Raw genomic sequence first — 17831 nt, forward strand, 5'->3', positions numbered from 1 at the left:
CGATCATGAACAACCGCCGTTATAGACAAGGAGTTATGACATGCAATCCCGTCACTTGAAGTTGCTCGCCGCCGCCACGCTCACCGCCTGGTCGCTGACCGCCGGTACCGCCCACGCGGCGGGTGTGCTGACCATCGGCTGCCGCGAAGACAGCACCACGTTTGACCCGATCAAAAGCGCGCAGAACCGCGACACCTGGGTGTTCGCCAACGTCTATGACACCCTGGTACGCGTGGACAACCTGGGCACCAGGATGGAACCGGGGCTGGCAGAAAGCTGGGACATTTCCAAGGACGGCCTGACGTACACCTTCAAGCTGCGTGCCGCGAAGTTCTCGGATGGCTCGCCGATCACCGCCGACGACGCTGCCTTCAGCCTGTTGCGCATCCGCGACAACAAGGCCTCGCTGTGGAGCGACCCGTTCAGCCTGATCAACACCGCCAAGGCCAGCGACCCGCAAACCCTGGTAGTGACCTTGAAAACCCCGGCGGTGGCCTTCCTCTCGCAACTGGCTTCGCCGACGGTGTCGATCCTGTCGGAAAAAGCCATGACCAAGATGGGCGAAGACGCCTACTCGGAAAACCCGGTGACCTCCGGCGCGTTTACCGTGGACGAGTGGCGCAAGGGCGATCGGGTGATCCTGAAAAAGAACCCGAACTTCTGGCAGGCCAGCAACGTGAGCCTGGATGGTGTGGAATGGGTCTCCGTCACCGACGACAACACCCGCATGCGCATGGTGCAGAACAACGAGCTGGACACGGCGATCTTCGTCCCGTTTTCCCGGGTTGAAGAGCTGAAAAAAGACAAGAACGTGGTGGTGCACTCCGATCCGTCCACCCGTGAAGATCACCTGTTGATCAACCACGCCCACGGCCTGCTGGCCAAGCCGGAAGTGCGCCAGGCGCTGGACATGGCCATCGATAAACAATCGCTGGTGAAAACCGCCACCTTCGGCCAGGGCACCGTGGCCTATTCCTACATTCCAAGAGGCTCGCTGTACCACTACGCCAACAACCTGCAACGCCCGTATGACCCGACCGAAGCCAAGAAACTGCTGGCGGCTGCCGGCGCCCAGGATTTGAAGCTCAACTACGTGGTCAACGCCGGCAACGAAGCCGACGAGCAGATTGCGGTGATGATCAAGGATCAACTGGCCAAGGTCGGTGTGACGGCCAACCTGCAAAAGGTCGACCCGACCCAAAGCTGGCAGATGCTGGTGGACGGCGATTACGATATTTCGGTGATGTACTGGACCAACGACATCCTCGACCCGGACCAGAAGACCACCTTCGTGCTGGGCCACGACACCAACCAGAACTACATGACCCGCTACAAGAACGACAAGGTCAAGGATCTGGTGGCCGCGGCGCGGATCGAGGCGGACCCGGTCAAGCGTGAGCAGATGTACGTCGACCTGCAGAAAATGGCGAAACAGGATGTGAACTGGATCGACTTGTACTACAGCCCGTACATCAACATCTCACGCAAGAACGTGAGCAACTTCCTGCAAAACCCGTTGGGGCGCTTCACGCTTGAGGAAGTGGTGAAGAACTGAGTTTTTAACCACACCACAAACCAATGTGGGAGCTGGCTTGCCTGCGATGCCGGCACCTCGGTGTTTCAGTCACACCGCGGTGATGCTATCGCAGGCAAGCCAGCTCCCACACAGACCGTGTCAGTTGTTATTGCGCGTCAAACGCCTGCCCATTGATGCCGGTACTGTCCGGCCCCATCAGGTACAGGTACACCGGCATGATTTCCTCCGGTGTCGGGTTATCGGTCGGGTTCTCCCCTGGATACGCCTGGGCCCGCATGCTGGTGCGGGTGGCGCCTGGGTTGATGCTGTTGGCGCGCACCGGTGCGACGTTGTCCAGCTCGTCCGCCAGGGTTTGCATCAGCCCTTCGGTGGCAAACTTCGACACCCCGTAAGCCCCCCAATAAGCCCGGCCCTTGCGGCCCACGCTGCTTGAGGTGAACACCACCGACGCATCCTGGGACAGCTTGAGCAGCGGCAACAGCGTGCTGGTCAGCATGAACATCGCGTTGACGTTCACATGCATCACCCGCATGAAGTTCTCGCCGGACAACTGCTCGATCGGTGTGCGCGGGCCGATGATCGAGGCGTTGTGCAGCAAACCGTCGAGGTGGCCGAACTCCTTTTCGATCATCGCTGCCAGCTCGTCGTATTGATGGGGCAGGGCGGTCTCCAGGTTGAACGGGATCACCACCGGCTGCGGCTGGCCGGCGGCTTCGATTTCGTCGTAGACCTGGGCCAGGTTGGCTTCGGTCTTGCCCAGCAGCAACACGGTGGCGCCGTGGGCCGCATAGGTTTTGGCCGCCGCTGCGCCAATCCCGCGACCGGCGCCGGTGACCAGGATGACCCGGCCCTTGAGCAGTTCTGGACGTGCGGAGTAATCAAACATAAACAACCTCGACAAAGTTCACAGAAAATCCATGTGATTGATTGCGGCTAAGGCTGGCCAAGGCTTCTGTGGCGAGGGAGCTTGCTCCCGTTGGGTTGCGAAGCAGCCCCAGCTTTCGCGACTGCTGCGCAGTCGAACGGGAGCAAGCTCCCTCTCCACAAAATTGCAGCAACCTCAGGCAGTCCCGATCAGCAGCTGCACAGCGCGCTGTCCAGCACTTTGCGCAATTCCAGCGGGTGATCCACCACCACATCGGCACCCCAGTTGCGCGGGTTGTCGTCCGGGTGGATATAGCCGTAGGTGACCGCCGCGGTGCGAGTGCCGGCGTCGCGGCCCGACTCGATGTCCCGCAGGTCATCCCCCACGAACAGCACGCTGGCCGGGTCCAGGTCGAGCATCTTGCACGCCAGGATCAACGGTTCCGGGTCCGGCTTGCTGTTCTTCACGTGGTCCGGGCAGATCAGCAGCGCGGAGCGCTCGGCCAGGCCTAGCTGCTGCATGATCGGTTCGGCAAAGCGCAGTGGCTTGTTGGTGACCACGCCCCAGATCAGCCTGGATTTCTCGATATCCACCAGCAGCTCTTCCATGCCCTCGAACAGCTTGCTGTGGATCGCGCAGCCCTTGAGGTAACGCTCGAGGAATTCCTGGCGCAGCTCTTCAAAGCCCGGGGACTCGGGGTCCATGGAAAAGGTCACGGCGACCATCGCCCGGGCGCCGCCGGAGATTTCATCGCGGATGTGCTGGTCGTTGATCGGTGCCAGGCCGCGGTCAGCGCGCATGGCCTGGCAGATGGCGATAAAGTCTGGCGCGGTGTCCAGCAGGGTACCGTCCATGTCGAAAAGAACCGCTCGCAACTTCACAGGCTTACTCCTCGCGCAGGGTCTGGATCATGTAGTTGACGTCAACGTCGCTGGCCAGCTTGTAGTGCTTGGTCAGCGGGTTGTAGGTCAAGCCGATGATGTCCTTGACGGTCAGCCCGGCCTGACGGCTCCAGGCGCCCAGCTCGGAAGGGCGGATGAATTTCTTGAAGTCATGGGTGCCGCGGGGCAGCAGCTTCATGATGTATTCGGCACCGATGATCGCGAACAGGTACGCCTTCGGATTGCGGTTGATGGTGGAGAAGAACACCTGGCCACCGGGCTTGACCATGCGGAAGCAGGCGCGGATCACCGAGGACGGGTCCGGCACGTGCTCGAGCATTTCCAGGCAAGTGACCACGTCGAACTGCCCGGGCATCTCTTCGGCCAGCTCTTCGGCGGTGATCTGCCGGTATTCGACGTTCACGCCGGACTCCAGTTGGTGCAACTGGGCCACGGCCAATGGCGCTTCGCCCATATCGATACCCATCACGGTGGCGCCGCGCTGGGCCATGGATTCACTGAGGATCCCGCCGCCGCAACCCACATCCAGTACCTTCTTGCCGGCCAGGTTGACGCGCTCGTCAATCCAGTTGACCCGCAGCGGGTTGATGTCGTGCAGGGGTTTGAACTCGCTTTCGCGGTCCCACCAGCGATGGGCGAGGGCTTCGAATTTGGCGATTTCAGCGTGGTCGACGTTGCTCATGGGGAATCCTCTAAATCTGATAAAACGTTTTGCCGGCCCTGGCATGCGTTGCCAGGGCGGGTGTTATTCGCTGTGTCCGCTGATGCGCTGGCCCCAGGCGATGGCCGTGGCGCACAACTGTTGTTCATCCAGGCGGGTCAGTTGCCGGTCGTCGAGCAATTGCTTGCCGCCGACCCAAAGGTGTTTCACACAATCGCGTCCGGTGGCATATATAAGCTGTGAGACCGGATCGTAGATCGGTTGTTGCGCCAGGCCCGACAGGTCGAAGGCCACGATGTCAGCGGCCTTGCCGACTTCCAGCGAGCCGATTTGACTTTCCAGGCCCATGGCCCGGGCGCCGTTGAGGGTGGCCATGCGCAGGGCGCGGTGGGCATCCAGGGCGGTGGCCGAGCCGGCGACGGCCTTGGCCAGCAGCGCGGCGGTGCGGGTTTCGCCCAGCAGGTCGAGGTCATTGTTACTGGCCGCGCCGTCGGTGCCTACTGCCACATTGACGCCGGCTTGCCACAGGCGTTCCACCGGGCAGAAGCCGCTGGCCAGTTTCAGGTTGGATTCCGGGCAATGGATCACGCTGGTGTTGCTTTCTACCAGCAAAGTCAGGTCGTCATCGCTGATTTGGGTCATGTGAACGGCCTGGAAGCGCGGCCCCAGCAAACCCAGGCGGCCAAGCCGTGCCAGCGGGCGTTCACCACGCTGTTCAACGGACTGCTGCACTTCGAAGGCGGTTTCATGCACGTGCATGTGGATCGAGGCGTCCAGTTCCTCGGCGATCACCCGGATTTTTTCCAGGTTTTCATCGCAGACGGTGTACGGCGCGTGCGGGCCGAAGGTGATTTTGATCCGTGGGTGATGCTTGAGGTCGCCGAACAGCTCGACGCCCTGGCGAATCGCCTCGTCGGCGTCAGCAGCGCCGGGAATCGGGAAATCCAGGATCGGGATGGCGATTTGCGCACGCATGCCGCTGTTGTGCACCCGTTCGCTGGCGACTTTCGGGAAGAAGTACATGTCCGAGAAACACGTGATGCCGCCCTTGATCTGCTCGGCGATGGCCAGGTCAGTGCCGTCGCGGACGAAGGCTTCGTCGACCCACTTGGCCTCGGCGGGCCAGATGTGGTTTTCCAGCCAGGTCATCAGCGGCAGGTCGTCGGCCAGGCCGCGAAACAGCGTCATGGCCGCGTGGCCGTGGGCGTTGATCAGGCCGGGGCTGAGCAGCATGCCCGGCAGTTCGCGCACTTCGGTCGCGGCGAGCTTCAGGGCCGCGGCGCGTGGGCCGATAAACGCAATGCGTCCGTCACGAATGCCCAGGGCGTGCTCCTTGAGCACTACGCCGGCAGGCTCGACAGGTACCAGCCAGGTGGGCAGCAGCAATAAGTCGAGCGGGGCGGCAGTCGGTGTCATCGAGGGCAGTTTCCCAGGCATCTATAAAGAACGGCGAAGTATACCCGAGCGTCCTGGCTGGCGGATCGCTATAATCGGCAGCTTTTGTTCATGAGTGCGGGGTGAGGGATGCGCGATCGACTGTTGGCTGCGGAGAAAGTGAAGGCCATCGACTGGCGTGATGGCGCACTGTACCTGCTCGATCAGCGTATTTTGCCGTCTGCAGAAACCTGGGTCGCCTGCACCAGTGCTGCCGAGGTGGCCGAGGCCATTCGCACGATGGTGGTGCGCGGTGCGCCGGCCATTGGCATCAGTGCGGCGTATGGCCTGGTGTTGGCCGCTCGTGCCCACATCGCCGAGGGCGATGACTGGCAGGCCGCCTGGGAAGAGGACTACGCGCTGCTGGCGGATACCCGCCCGACCGCGTCGAATCTTTTCTGGGCCATGAAGCGCATGCGCGATTGCCTCGACCGCCTCAAGAAACACGCCGACCCGCTGGCGGTACTGGAAGCCGAGGCGGTGGCCATTCACCAAAGTGATCGCGAAGCCAACCTGACCATGGCGCAGCTGGGTGTAGAGCTGATCCGCAAGCATCAGGGCAATGTCCAGGCGATCCTGACCCATGGCAATGCGGGTGCGTTGGCTACCGGCGGCGTCGGTACCGCGCTCGGGGTGATTCGCGGAGCGTTCCTGGAAGGCATGGTGGAGCGCGTCTACGCCAACGAAACCCGGCCCTGGCTGCAAGGCTCGCGGCTGACGGCCTGGGAATTGGCCAATGAAGGCATTCCGGTCACCGTGAATGCCGATTCGGCTGGCGCGCATATTCTCAAGACCAAGGGCGTGACCTGGGTGATCGTCGGTGCCGACTGCATTGCGGCCAACGGTGACGTGGTCAGCAAGATCGGTACCTATCAGTTGGCAGTGTGCGCCATGCATCACGGCGTGCGTTTCATGGTGGTAGCGCCCAGCTCCACCATCGACCTGATGGCGGCCAGCGGTGATGACGTGCCGCTTGAAGAGCGCGACGCCCGTGAACTGCTGGAAGTCGGCGGCACCCGCGTAGCCGCTGATGTAGACGCCTTCAACCCGGTGTTTGACGTGACGCCGGCGGACCTGATTGATGTGATCGTCACTGAAAAAGGCATCGTCGAACGCCCCGACACGGCGAAGTTGGCGCAACTGATGTGTCGTAAACGCCTGCATTGAGGCAATTTGCCCGCAAAAATCCCCTTGGATCCAGCTCTAAGGCCCTCTCGTCGCCGTCAAGCCTGTCATCCGTCAACTTACTATGCTCCATGCGCATCAGGGGGATAGGTGCGTGGCGGCGATTGTGATAACATCCGGCGGTTTCCAGGGTCACCCCAAGGGGTAACCTTTAATGCGCAGATCCGTGTCATAACTCGTTGATTTGTCGTAAGTCGTTGCCAGGCATCATGCCGGCAGCGGCGAGCTTCGTTCGTCCCATAGGATGTGACGAGGTTTCACCCGAAAAAGGAATCAGGCTTCTCATGGGCGAACTGGCCAAAGAAATCCTCCCGGTCAATATCGAAGACGAGCTGAAACAGTCCTACCTCGACTACGCGATGAGCGTAATTGTCGGTCGGGCACTGCCTGATGCGCGCGATGGCTTGAAGCCCGTGCACAGGCGTGTGCTGTTCGCGATGAGCGAGCTGGGTAACGACTGGAACAAGCCGTACAAGAAATCTGCCCGTGTTGTCGGTGACGTGATCGGTAAGTATCACCCTCACGGCGACACTGCGGTGTACGACACCATCGTTCGGATGGCCCAGCCGTTTTCCCTGCGCTACCTGCTGGTAGACGGCCAGGGCAACTTCGGTTCGGTCGACGGCGACAACGCTGCGGCCATGCGATACACCGAAGTGCGCATGACCAAGCTGGCGCACGAGCTGCTGGCTGACCTGCACAAGGAAACCGTGGACTGGGTGCCGAACTACGACGGCACCGAAATGATCCCGGCGGTCATGCCGACCCGTATTCCCAACCTGTTGGTCAACGGCTCCAGCGGTATCGCCGTGGGCATGGCCACCAACATCCCGCCACACAACCTCGGTGAAGTCATCGACGGTTGCCTGGCCCTCATCGACAACCCCGAGCTGACCGTCGATGAGCTGATGCAGTACATCCCGGGTCCGGACTTCCCGACCGCCGCGATCATCAACGGTCGCGCCGGCATCATCGAAGCCTACCGTACCGGTCGCGGCCGCATTTACATGCGTGCCCGCTCGATCATCGAAGACATCGACAAGGTCGGTGGCCGCCAGCAGATCGTCATCACCGAACTCCCTTACCAGTTGAACAAGGCGCGTCTGATCGAGAAGATCGCCGAGCTGGTTAAAGAGAAGAAGCTGGAAGGCATCACCGAGCTGCGCGACGAGTCTGACAAGGACGGTATGCGCGTGGTGATCGAGCTGCGTCGTGGCGAAGTGCCTGAGGTGATCCTCAACAACCTCTACGCCCAGACCCAGCTGCAAAGCGTATTCGGTATCAACGTGGTAGCGCTGATCGACGGCCGCCCGCGCATCCTGAACCTCAAGGATCTGCTGGAAGCCTTCGTGCGTCACCGCCGCGAAGTGGTAACCCGCCGTACCGTATTCGAACTGCGCAAGGCCCGTGAACGCGGCCACATCCTGGAAGGCCAGGCTGTTGCGCTGTCGAACATCGACCCGGTCATCGCCCTGATCAAGGCTTCGCCGACGCCGTCGGAAGCCAAGGAAGCGCTGATCAAGATGCCGTGGGAATCCAGCGCCGTAGTAGCGATGGTGGAACGTGCCGGTGCCGATTCGTGCCGTCCGGAGACCCTGGACCCACAATACGGCCTGCGCGACGGCAAGTATTTCCTGTCCCCGGAACAGGCCCAGGCCATTCTGGAACTGCGTCTGCACCGTCTGACCGGCCTGGAACACGAGAAACTGCTGGCCGAGTACCAGGAGATTCTCAACCAGATCGGCGAGCTGATCCGCATCCTCAACAGCGCCGTGCGCCTGATGGAAGTGATCCGCGAAGAACTGGAAGTGATCCGCGCCGAATACGGCGATGTGCGCCGCACCGAGATTCTCGACGCCCGTCTCGACCTGACCCTGGGTGACATGATCCCGGAAGAGGATCGCGTCGTGACCATTTCCCACGGTGGCTATGCCAAGACCCAGCCTCTGGCTGCGTACCAGGCCCAGCGTCGTGGCGGTAAAGGCAAATCGGCTACCGGCGTCAAGGATGAGGACTACATCGCTCACCTGCTGGTTGCCAACAGCCACACCACGCTGCTGCTGTTCTCCAGCAAGGGTAAGGTGTACTGGCTGAAAACCTACGAAATCCCGGAAGCGTCCCGCGCTGCCCGTGGTCGTCCGCTGGTCAACCTGCTGCCGCTGGACAGTGATGAATACATCACCACCATGCTGCCGGTAGACGAGTACACCGAAGGTCACTTCATCTTCATGGCCACTGCGAAAGGCACCGTGAAGAAGACCCCGCTGGAATCCTTCAGCCGTCAACGCAGCGTGGGCCTGATCGCCCTCGAACTGGACGAAGGCGACGTATTGATCAGCGCGGCCATCACCGACGGCGAGCGTGAAGTCATGCTGTTCTCCGACGGCGGCAAGGTTACGCGCTTCAAGGAGTCCGACGTTCGTGCCATGGGCCGTACCGCCCGCGGTGTGCGCGGCATGCGCCTGCCGGAAGGGCAGAAGCTGATTTCGATGCTGATCCCGGAAGAAGGCAGCGAGATCCTCACTGCATCGGCCCGCGGCTACGGCAAGCGTACGGCCATCAGCGAGTTCCCCGAGTACAAGCGTGGCGGCCAGGGCGTTATCGCCATGGTCAGCAACGATCGCAACGGCCGCCTGGTCGGCGCGGTCCAGGTGCTGGATGGTGAGGAAATCATGCTGATTTCCGACCAGGGCACTCTGGTACGTACCCGGGTTGATGAAGTGTCGAGCCTGGGGCGTAACACCCAGGGCGTGACCTTGATCAAGCTGGCCAGCGACGAAACGTTGGTAGGCCTGGAGCGTGTCCAGGAGCCATCGGAAGTCGAAGGCGAGGAGCTGGAAGGTGAAGAGGGGATTGCACTCGAGGGGCAAGTGATCGGCGATGCCGATGACGGCGTCGACGAGCCAACACTCGACGCTGCCGCAGACGAAGAAGAACCGCAGGAATAAGCGGACACACAGGGGGCGGATGAAGATTCGCCCCCTTGTTGTTTGTCCCGTTTGAAATACGACGCCGCGCCGCTCTTGTAGGAGCCGGCTTGCCGGCGATGGCATCAACTCGATTCAAGTGAAGCACCGAGTCGTTTGCATCGCTGGCAAGCCAGCTCCTACAGGGTTCCGCGTTGCGGGATGTTGATTGCAGTCCCACCAGATCAGAGAGATTGGATGTGAGCAAGAGAGCCTATAACTTCTGTGCCGGTCCCGCGGCGCTTCCTGAAGCAGTCCTGCAGCGCGCGCAGGGTGAACTCCTCGACTGGCATGGAAAAGGCCTCTCTGTGATGGAAATGAGCCATCGCAGCGATGAGTTCGTGTCCATTGCCACCAAGGCCGAGCAGGATATGCGCGACTTGCTGGACATCCCGTCCGATTACAAAGTGCTGTTCCTGCAGGGTGGTGCGAGCCAGCAGTTCGCCCAGATCCCGCTGAACCTGCTGCCGGAAGACGGCACTGCGGACTATATCGACACCGGTATCTGGGGGCAGAAGGCCATTGAAGAGGCCTCCCGTTACGGTCATGTCAATGTGGCAGGCACGGCCAAGCCCTACGACTACTTCGCCATCCCCGGTCAGAACGAGTGGAAGCTGTCGAAAGACGCGGCCTATGTTCACTACGTGGCGAACGAAACCATCGGCGGCCTGGAGTTCGATTGGGTGCCGGAAGTGGGTGATGTCCCGCTGGTCTGTGACATGTCCTCGGACATCCTCTCGCGCCCGATCGATGTGTCCAAGTACGGCATGATCTACGCCGGTGCACAGAAGAACATCGGCCCGAGCGGCATCCTGGTCAACATCGTCCGTGAAGACCTGTTGGGTCGTGCGCGTTCGCTGTGCCCGACCATGCTCAACTACAAGGTCGCGGCCGATAACGGCTCGATGTACAACACCCCGCCGGCCTTCGCCTGGTACCTGTCGGGCCTGGTGTTCGAATGGCTGAAAGAGCAGGGCGGCGTGGCTGCCATGGGCAAGCTCAACGAAGAGAAGAAACGTACCCTGTACGACTTCATCGACGCCAGCGGCCTGTACAGCAACCCGATCAACCTGACCGACCGTTCGTGGATGAACGTGCCGTTCCGCCTGGCGGATGATCGCCTGGACAAGCCTTTCCTCGCCGGCGCCGACGAGCGCGGCCTGTTGAACCTCAAGGGCCACCGTTCGGTAGGTGGCATGCGCGCCTCCATCTATAACGCTGTCGATATCCACGCCGTCAAGGCGCTGGTGGCTTACATGGCAGAGTTCGAAAAGGAACACGGCTAATGTCTGAGCAAGAACTCAAGGCCCTGCGCGTACGCATTGACAGCCTGGACGAGAAAGTCCTGGAACTGATCAGTGAGCGCGCGCGGTGCGCCCAGGAAGTTGCACGGGTGAAGATGGCTTCCCTGGCTGAAGGCGAAGTGCCGGTATTCTACCGTCCGGAGCGTGAAGCCCAGGTGCTCAAGCGCGTGATGGAACGCAACAAGGGCCCGTTGGGCAACGAAGAGATGGCGCGGTTGTTCCGTGAAATCATGTCTTCGTGCCTGGCACTGGAGCAGCCGCTGAAAGTGGCTTACCTGGGCCCGGAAGGCACCTTCACTCAAGCCGCGGCCATGAAGCACTTCGGTCACGCGGTGATCAGCAAGCCGATGGCTGCGATCGACGAAGTGTTCCGTGAAGTGGCCGCCGGGGCGGTGAATTTTGGCGTGGTGCCGGTGGAAAACTCCACCGAAGGTGCCGTCAACCACACCCTCGACAGTTTTCTTGAGCACGACATGGTGATCTGCGGCGAAGTCGAGCTGCGTATTCACCACCACTTGCTGGTGGGCGAAAACACCAAGACCGACAGCATCAGCCGCATCTACTCCCACGCCCAGTCCCTGGCCCAGTGCCGCAAGTGGCTGGACGCGCACTACCCGAATGTGGAGCGCGTGGCGGTGTCCAGCAACGCCGAAGCGGCGAAGCGGGTCAAGGGTGAGTGGAACTCGGCGGCGATTGCCGGCGACATGGCTGCCGGCCTGTATGGGCTGACGCGCCTGGCCGAGAAAATCGAGGATCGCCCGGATAACTCGACGCGCTTCCTGATGATCGGCAGCCAGGAAGTGCCGCCGACCGGCGACGACAAGACGTCGATCATCGTCTCCATGAGCAACAAGCCCGGCGCGCTGCATGAGCTGCTGGTGCCGTTCCACGATAACGGGATTGACCTGACGCGAATCGAGACTCGTCCTTCGCGCAGCGGTAAATGGACTTATGTGTTCTTTATCGACTTCGTCGGCCATCACCGCGACCCTCTGGTCAAGGGTGTGCTCGAGAAAATCAGTCAGGAAGCCGTGGCACTCAAGGTGCTGGGCTCCTACCCGAAAGCGGTTTTGTGAGGCTTTAACATGAGTGGCAACTTCCTCGCCCTGGCGCAGCCGGGCGTGCAACAACTGTCGCCTTACGTTCCGGGCAAGCCTGTGGACGAGTTGGCGCGCGAGTTGAATCTGGATCCGTCGAAGATCGTAAAGCTGGCCAGTAACGAAAACCCGATGGGCCCAAGCCCCAAGGTACTGGCTGCGATTCGTGAGGCGCTGGCCGAACTGACCCGTTATCCCGATGGTAACGGCTTTGAACTCAAGTCCCTGCTGGCGAAAAACTGCCGCGTTGATATCAACCAGGTAACCCTGGGTAACGGCTCCAACGATATTCTGGAGCTGGTCGGCCGCGCCTATCTGGCGCCGGGCCTGAACGCGGTATTCAGCGAGCACGCGTTTGCGGTCTATCCGATCGTCACTCAGGCCGTTGGCGCCGAGGCGCGTGTGATTCCTGCGAAAGACTGGGGTCATGACCTGCCAGCCATGCTGGCGGCCATCGATGGCAATACTCGTGTTGTGTTTATCGCCAACCCGAACAACCCGACCGGCACCTGGTTCAGCGCCGAGGTGCTGGATAACTTCCTGCAGGACGTGCCGGAGCATGTACTGGTGGTGCTGGACGAGGCGTACATCGAGTACGCCGAAGGCAGCGACTTGCCGGACGGCCTGGACTTCCTCGCGGCTTATCCGAACCTGCTGGTCTCGCGCACCTTCTCCAAGGCTTATGGCCTGGCGTCGCTGCGGGTCGGTTACGGCTTGTCCACTGCGGTGGTAGCCGATGTGTTGAACCGTGTGCGCCAGCCATTCAACGTCAACAGCCTCGCACTGGCGGCGGCTTGCGCTGCGGTGCAGGACGCCGAGTACTTGGAAGAAGGCCGTCGCCTCAACGAAAGCGGCATGCTGCAATTGCAGGAAGGCTTCCGTGAGCTGGGCCTGGGCTGGATTCCGTCCAAGGGCAACTTCATCTGCGTCGACCTCGGCCAAGTGGCGGCTCCTGTGTTCCAGGGCTTGCTGCGCGAGGGTGTGATCGTGCGTCCGGTGGCCAACTACGGCATGCCGAACCACCTGCGCATCACCATCGGTCTGCCTGCTGAAAACAGCCGCTTCCTCGAAGCGCTGGCCAAGGTTCTGGCTCGTGGTTGATGTCACTGCATTGCAACCTGCTGTACCTATGATCGGTCGCCTGGTGGTGGTCGGTCTGGGATTGATCGGTGGCTCCTTTGCGAAGGGCCTGCGGGAAAGCGGCCTGTGTGGCGAAGTGGTCGGTGTGGACCTGGACCCGCAATCGCGCAAGTTGGCGGTGGAGTTGGGTGTGGTGGACCGTTGCGAGGCTGATCTCGCTGTAGCCTGCCAGGGCGCGGATGTCATTCAGCTGGCGGTGCCGATCCTGGCCATGGAGAAGTTGCTGGCGCTGTTGGCCGGCATGGATCTGGGCCAGGCAATCCTGACCGATGTCGGCAGTGCCAAGGGCAATGTGGTGCGTGCGGCGCGGCTGGCCTTTGGTGGCATGCCTGCGCGGTTTGTGCCTGGGCATCCGATTGCCGGGTCCGAGCAGAGCGGGGTGGAGGCGTCCAATGCGCAGCTGTTCCGTCGCCATAAAGTGATTCTGACACCGCTGGATGAAACCGATCCTGCGGCACTGGCCGTGGTGGATCGGCTCTGGCGCGAGCTGGGGGCGGATGTCGAGCATATGCAGGTCGAGCGCCACGATGAAGTGCTGGCAGCGACCAGCCATCTGCCGCATTTGCTCGCATTTGGCCTGGTGGATTCGCTGGCCAAGCGCAACGAGAACCTCGAGATTTTCCGCTACGCCGCCGGTGGTTTCCGCGACTTTACCCGGATCGCCGGTAGTGATCCGGTGATGTGGCACGACATCTTCCTTGCCAACCGCGATGCGGTGTTGCGCACCCTGGACACGTTCCGCAGCGACCTCGACGCCTTGCGCGACGCGGTCGATGCTGGCGACGGGCACCAGTTGTTGGGCGTGTTCACCCGTGCGCGGGTGGCGCGGGAGCATTTCAGCAAGATTCTGGCGCGTCGGGCTTATATGGATGCTGCAGTAAACGCGGATGACCTGGTGTTTCTCGCCAGTCCCGGTGGCCGCTTGAGCGGGCAGATCCGCGTGCCTGGGGATAAGTCGATCTCCCATCGCTCGATCATGCTCGGTTCTCTGGCGGCCGGTGTCACTGAAGTCGAAGGTTTTCTGGAGGGTGAGGACGCCCTGGCGACCTTGCAGGCGTTCCGCGACATGGGCGTGGTGATTGAAGGCCCGCACCATGGGCGCGTCACCATCCACGGGGTTGGCCTGCATGGCTTGAAGCCGGCGCCAGGTCCGATCTATCTGGGTAACTCCGGCACCTCCATGCGGTTGTTGTCCGGTTTGCTGGCGGCCCAGCGCTTCGACAGTGTGTTGACGGGTGACGCCTCGCTGTCCAAGCGCCCGATGAATCGCGTGGCCAAGCCATTGCGCGCAATGGGTGCGGTGATCGAGACCGGGCCGGAAGGGCGTCCGCCGCTGACCATTCGTGGCGGCCAGGCACTCAAGGGGCTGACCTACGCATTGCCGATGGCCAGCGCTCAGGTCAAGTCCTGCCTGTTGTTAGCCGGGTTGTATGCCGAGGGTAAAACCTCGATTACCGAACCGGCGCCGACCCGCGACCATACCGAGCGGATGTTGCGTGGTTTTGGGTATCCGGTGGACGTGGCGGGCGCTACGGCTTCGGTCGAGTCGGGCCATGCGTTGACCGCGACCCATATTGAGGTGCCTGGGGATATTTCCTCCTCGGCGTTCTTTCTGGTGGCGGCTTCAATCGCCGAAGGCTCCGAGCTGTTGCTTGAACATGTGGGTATCAATCCGACCCGTACCGGCGTGATCGATATCCTGCGACTGATGGGCGCGGACATCACCTTGGAAAACCAACGGGAAGTGGGTGGTGAGCCGGTCGCTGATTTGCGTGTTCGTGCGGCGCCGTTGAAGGGGATCGAGATTCCTGAAGCCCTGGTCCCGCTGGCTATCGATGAGTTCCCGGTGTTGTTCGTGGCTGCGGCGTGCGCCGAAGGCCGGACGGTATTGCGTGGGGCAGAGGAGCTGCGGGTCAAGGAGTCCGACCGGATCCAGGTCATGGCCGACGGTCTGCTTGCGCTGGGCGTGAAGTGTGAACCGACACCTGATGGGATTATTATTGATGGTGGCGCGATCGGCGGTGGTGAAGTCCACGCCCATGGCGATCACCGGATTGCCATGGCCTTCAGCGTGGCTTCCCTGCGAGCGGCTGCGCCGATTCGTATCCATGACTGTGCCAACGTGGCTACGTCTTTTCCGAATTTTCTTACACTGTGTGCCCATGTCGGCATCCGTGTTGCCCAAGAGGCTCAATTGTGAATATCAAAGCACCGGTGATTACCATCGACGGGCCAAGTGGCTCGGGCAAGGGCACGATCGCCGGCATCCTGGCCAAGCGCCTGGGCTGGTGCCTGCTGGATTCCGGGGCGCTGTACCGCTTGCTGGCCTTTGCCGCCCGCAACCATGGCGTCGACCTGACCAACGAAGAATCGCTGAAGCTGCTGGCTGCGCATCTTGACGTGCAGTTCGTCGGGGCGACCGAAGGTCATCCCCAGCGCATCATCCTGGAAGGGGACGATGTGACCGACGACCTGCGCAACGAGCAGGTTGGCTCCTGGGCTTCCCAGGTCGCCGCATTGCCGGCGGTGCGCGATGCTTTGCTGCAGCGCCAGCGGGCTTTCCAGGAACCGCCGGGTCTGGTGGCCGATGGCCGCGACATGGGCACGGTGGTCTTCCCCGAGGCGCCGCTGAAGATTTTCCTCACGGCCAGCGCCGAGGAGCGGGCCCGTCGCCGTTACTTGCAGTTGAAGGGCAAAGTCGATGGTGTTAGTCTGTCGAGTCTGCTAGATGAGATCCGTGCACGCGATGAGCGTGATACCCAGCGTGCGGTAGCCCCGCTCAAGCCGGCGGCTGACGCCATACAGCTGGATTCCACGGAGTTGTCCATCGAGCAGGTGCTGGAACGCATCTTGAGTGAGATCGCCATTCGCGATATCGCCGGGTGACCAAGAAGGCCGCAGGGGACCAGTCATAGTCCTGTGGTGCTTCTTTTAATTGAAACTGACCCACACCGTCTGGGGTGTGGAGATGGGCGTATTCTTCGCCCTTATCAACAGGAATTAAAATGAGCGAAAGCTTTGCGGAACTCTTTGAAGAAAGCCTAAAAACCCTGAACCTTCAGGCAGGCTCCATCATCACCGGTGTTATCGTTGATATCGATTACCAAGCTCGCTGGGTAACCGTTCACGCTGGTCTGAAGTCTGAAGCTCTGATCCCGCTGGAACAGTTCTACAACGATGCTGGTGACCTGACTATCAATGTCGGTGACGAAGTTCACGTTGCTCTGGACTCGGTTGAAGACGGTTTCGGTGAAACCAAGCTGTCCCGTGAAAAAGCCAAGCGCGCTGAATGCTGGATTGTTCTCGAAGCAGCCTTCGCAGCTGAAGAAGTGGTCAAGGGCGTTATCAACGGTAAGGTTAAAGGCGGCTTCACTGTCGACGTTAACGGCATCCGTGCGTTCCTGCCAGGTTCTTTGGTCGACGTTCGTCCTGTGCGCGACACCACGCACCTGGAAGGCAAGGAACTCGAATTCAAGGTCATCAAGCTCGACCAGAAGCGCAACAACGTTGTCGTTTCCCGTCGCAGCGTGCTGGAAGCAGAGAACTCCGCCGAGCGTGAAGCTCTGCTGGAATCCCTGCAGGAAGGCCAACAAGTCAAAGGTATCGTCAAGAACCTCACCGATTACGGCGCATTCGTCGATCTGGGTGGCGTCGATGGCCTGCTGCACATTACCGACATGGCTTGGAAGCGTATCAAGCATCCATCGGAAATCGTCAACGTTGGCGACGAGATCGATGTCAAGGTTCTGAAGTACGATCGTGAGCGCAACCGTGTTTCCCTGGGCTTGAAGCAGCTGGGCGAAGATCCATGGGTCGCTATCAAGGCTCGTTACCCAGAAAGCACTCGCGTAACCGCGCGTGTTACCAACCTGACCGACTACGGCTGCTTCGCAGAGCTGGAAGAAGGCGTGGAAGGCCTGGTACACGTTTCCGAAATGGACTGGACCAACAAGAACATCCACCCTTCGAAAGTCGTACAAGTCGGCGACGAAGTGGAAGTTATGGTTCTGGACATCGACGAAGAGCGTCGTCGTATCTCCCTCGGCATCAAGCAGTGCAAATCTAACCCATGGGAAGATTTCTCTGGCCAGTTCAACAAGGGCGATAAAATCTCCGGCACCATCAAGTCGATCACCGATTTCGGTATCTTCATTGGTCTGGACGGCGGCATCGACGGTCTGGTTCACCTGTCCGACATCTCCTGGAACGAAGTTGGCGAAGAAGCTGTTCGTCGTTTCAAGAAGGGCGACGAGCTGGACACCGTTATCCTGTCGGTTGACCCAGAGCGCGAGCGCATCTCCCTGGGTATCAAGCAACTGGAAAGCGATCCGTTCTCCGAGTACGTTCAAGAGAACGACAAAGGCGCAATCGTTAAAGGCATCGTGAAGGAAGTTGACGCTAAAGGCGCCATCATCACTCTGGCCGACGATATCGAAGCGACTCTGAAAGCCTCCGAAATCAGCCGTGACCGCGTTGAAGACGCGCGCAACGTTCTGAAAGAAGGCGAAGAAGTAGAAGCCAAGATCATCAGCGTTGACCGCAAGAGCCGCGTAATCCAGCTCTCCATCAAGTCGAAAGACGATGCTGAAGAGAAAGAAGCCATCCAGAGCCTGCGCGACAAGCCAGCTACCTCTGAGCCTTCTGCTGGTCCTACCACTCTGGGTGACCTGCTGCGTGCACAAATGGAAAAGCAGAACTAAGTTCTGTCAGACCATAGAAAAAGGGCGACTTCGGTCGCCC

13 protein-coding genes are annotated in these 17831 nt (G+C 60.8%); 9 read left to right on the forward strand and 4 right to left on the reverse strand.

The window, feature by feature from the left end; genetic code table 11:
• The first annotated feature begins 40 nt into the window (after positions 1–40).
• Positions 41–1555: an ABC transporter substrate-binding protein gene (locus QF039_RS05310; RefSeq protein WP_307517116.1), complete on the forward strand. Its 1515-nt coding sequence runs from the start codon at positions 41–43 to the stop codon at positions 1553–1555.
• Positions 1556–1682: 127 nt separating this feature from the next.
• On the opposite strand, the gene QF039_RS05315 is transcribed toward QF039_RS05310, so the two are convergent.
• The 4 genes from QF039_RS05315 to QF039_RS05330 form a co-directional block, all read right to left on the reverse strand.
• Positions 1683–2423, reverse strand: coding sequence for a YciK family oxidoreductase (locus QF039_RS05315; protein WP_003218829.1), 741 nt, complete (start codon positions 2421–2423; stop codon positions 1683–1685).
• A 188-nt stretch (positions 2424–2611) separates the two neighbouring features.
• On the reverse strand, positions 2612–3283 hold the full coding sequence (mupP, locus tag QF039_RS05320; protein ID WP_003218827.1) for an N-acetylmuramic acid 6-phosphate phosphatase MupP: 672 nt from the start codon (positions 3281–3283) through the stop codon (positions 2612–2614).
• Positions 3284–3287: 4 nt separating this feature from the next.
• A complete protein-coding gene (ubiG, locus tag QF039_RS05325) occupies positions 3288–3986 on the reverse strand; it encodes a bifunctional 2-polyprenyl-6-hydroxyphenol methylase/3-demethylubiquinol 3-O-methyltransferase UbiG (protein WP_003218825.1) in 699 nt (232 codons plus the stop codon).
• A 63-nt stretch (positions 3987–4049) separates the two neighbouring features.
• Positions 4050–5381 carry a TRZ/ATZ family hydrolase gene (locus QF039_RS05330; protein ID WP_307517117.1) on the reverse strand — a complete coding sequence of 444 codons (1332 nt, stop codon included), beginning with the start codon at positions 5379–5381 and terminating at the stop codon, positions 4050–4052.
• Between the two features lie 108 nt (positions 5382–5489).
• Between QF039_RS05330 and mtnA the strand changes: the two genes are divergently transcribed.
• The 8 genes from mtnA (at position 5490) to rpsA (ending at position 17791) form a co-directional block, all read left to right on the forward strand.
• Positions 5490–6566 (forward strand): S-methyl-5-thioribose-1-phosphate isomerase, encoded by a 1077-nt coding sequence (gene mtnA, locus QF039_RS05335; protein WP_087693679.1) that lies wholly within the window; start codon positions 5490–5492, stop codon positions 6564–6566.
• 302 nt (positions 6567–6868) lie between these two features.
• On the forward strand, positions 6869–9532 hold the full coding sequence (gene gyrA, locus QF039_RS05340) for a DNA gyrase subunit A (RefSeq protein WP_003218817.1): 2664 nt from the start codon (positions 6869–6871) through the stop codon (positions 9530–9532).
• A 218-nt stretch (positions 9533–9750) separates the two neighbouring features.
• Positions 9751–10836 carry a 3-phosphoserine/phosphohydroxythreonine transaminase gene (serC, locus tag QF039_RS05345; RefSeq protein ID WP_003218814.1) on the forward strand — a complete coding sequence of 362 codons (1086 nt, stop codon included), beginning with the start codon at positions 9751–9753 and terminating at the stop codon, positions 10834–10836.
• Positions 10836–11930, forward strand: coding sequence for a prephenate dehydratase (gene pheA, locus QF039_RS05350; RefSeq protein WP_003218812.1), 1095 nt, complete (start codon positions 10836–10838; stop codon positions 11928–11930). Before serC ends, pheA begins: the two co-directional genes overlap by 1 nt.
• 9 nt (positions 11931–11939) lie before the next feature.
• Complete coding sequence (gene hisC / locus QF039_RS05355) at positions 11940–13052, forward strand: histidinol-phosphate transaminase (protein WP_003218810.1); 1113 nt, start codon at positions 11940–11942, stop codon at positions 13050–13052.
• A 28-nt stretch (positions 13053–13080) separates the two neighbouring features.
• On the forward strand, positions 13081–15291 hold the full coding sequence (locus QF039_RS05360) for a bifunctional prephenate dehydrogenase/3-phosphoshikimate 1-carboxyvinyltransferase (RefSeq protein WP_307522902.1): 2211 nt from the start codon (positions 13081–13083) through the stop codon (positions 15289–15291).
• Positions 15288–15977 carry a (d)CMP kinase gene (gene cmk / locus QF039_RS05365; protein WP_003172653.1) on the forward strand — a complete coding sequence of 230 codons (690 nt, stop codon included), beginning with the start codon at positions 15288–15290 and terminating at the stop codon, positions 15975–15977. Before QF039_RS05360 ends, cmk begins: the two co-directional genes overlap by 4 nt.
• 119 nt (positions 15978–16096) lie before the next feature.
• The gene (gene rpsA / locus QF039_RS05370; RefSeq protein WP_003218806.1) at positions 16097–17791 is read left to right on the forward strand and encodes a 30S ribosomal protein S1; all 1695 of its coding nucleotides are present in this window, start codon (positions 16097–16099) and stop codon (positions 17789–17791) included.
• The last annotated feature ends 40 nt before the right edge of the window (positions 17792–17831 follow it).

The sequence above is a fragment of the Pseudomonas sp. W2I6 genome, from assembly GCF_030815935.1.
GTDB lineage: Bacteria > Pseudomonadota > Gammaproteobacteria > Pseudomonadales > Pseudomonadaceae > Aquipseudomonas.

Coding starts and splice junctions, on each gene's coding strand:
- QF039_RS05310 (WP_307517116.1), top strand. CDS start 41: ATGCAATCCCGTCACTTGAAGTTGCTCGCCGCCGCCACGCTCACCGCC.
- QF039_RS05315 (WP_003218829.1), bottom strand. CDS start 2,423: ATGTTTGATTACTCCGCACGTCCAGAACTGCTCAAGGGCCGGGTCATC.
- ubiG (WP_003218825.1), bottom strand. CDS start 3,986: ATGAGCAACGTCGACCACGCTGAAATCGCCAAATTCGAAGCCCTCGCC.
- QF039_RS05330 (WP_307517117.1), bottom strand. CDS start 5,381: ATGACACCGACTGCCGCCCCGCTCGACTTATTGCTGCTGCCCACCTGG.
- mtnA (WP_087693679.1), top strand. CDS start 5,490: ATGCGCGATCGACTGTTGGCTGCGGAGAAAGTGAAGGCCATCGACTGG.
- gyrA (WP_003218817.1), top strand. CDS start 6,869: ATGGGCGAACTGGCCAAAGAAATCCTCCCGGTCAATATCGAAGACGAG.
- pheA (WP_003218812.1), top strand. CDS start 10,836: ATGTCTGAGCAAGAACTCAAGGCCCTGCGCGTACGCATTGACAGCCTG.
- hisC (WP_003218810.1), top strand. CDS start 11,940: ATGAGTGGCAACTTCCTCGCCCTGGCGCAGCCGGGCGTGCAACAACTG.
- QF039_RS05360 (WP_307522902.1), top strand. CDS start 13,081: ATGATCGGTCGCCTGGTGGTGGTCGGTCTGGGATTGATCGGTGGCTCC.
- rpsA (WP_003218806.1), top strand. CDS start 16,097: ATGAGCGAAAGCTTTGCGGAACTCTTTGAAGAAAGCCTAAAAACCCTG.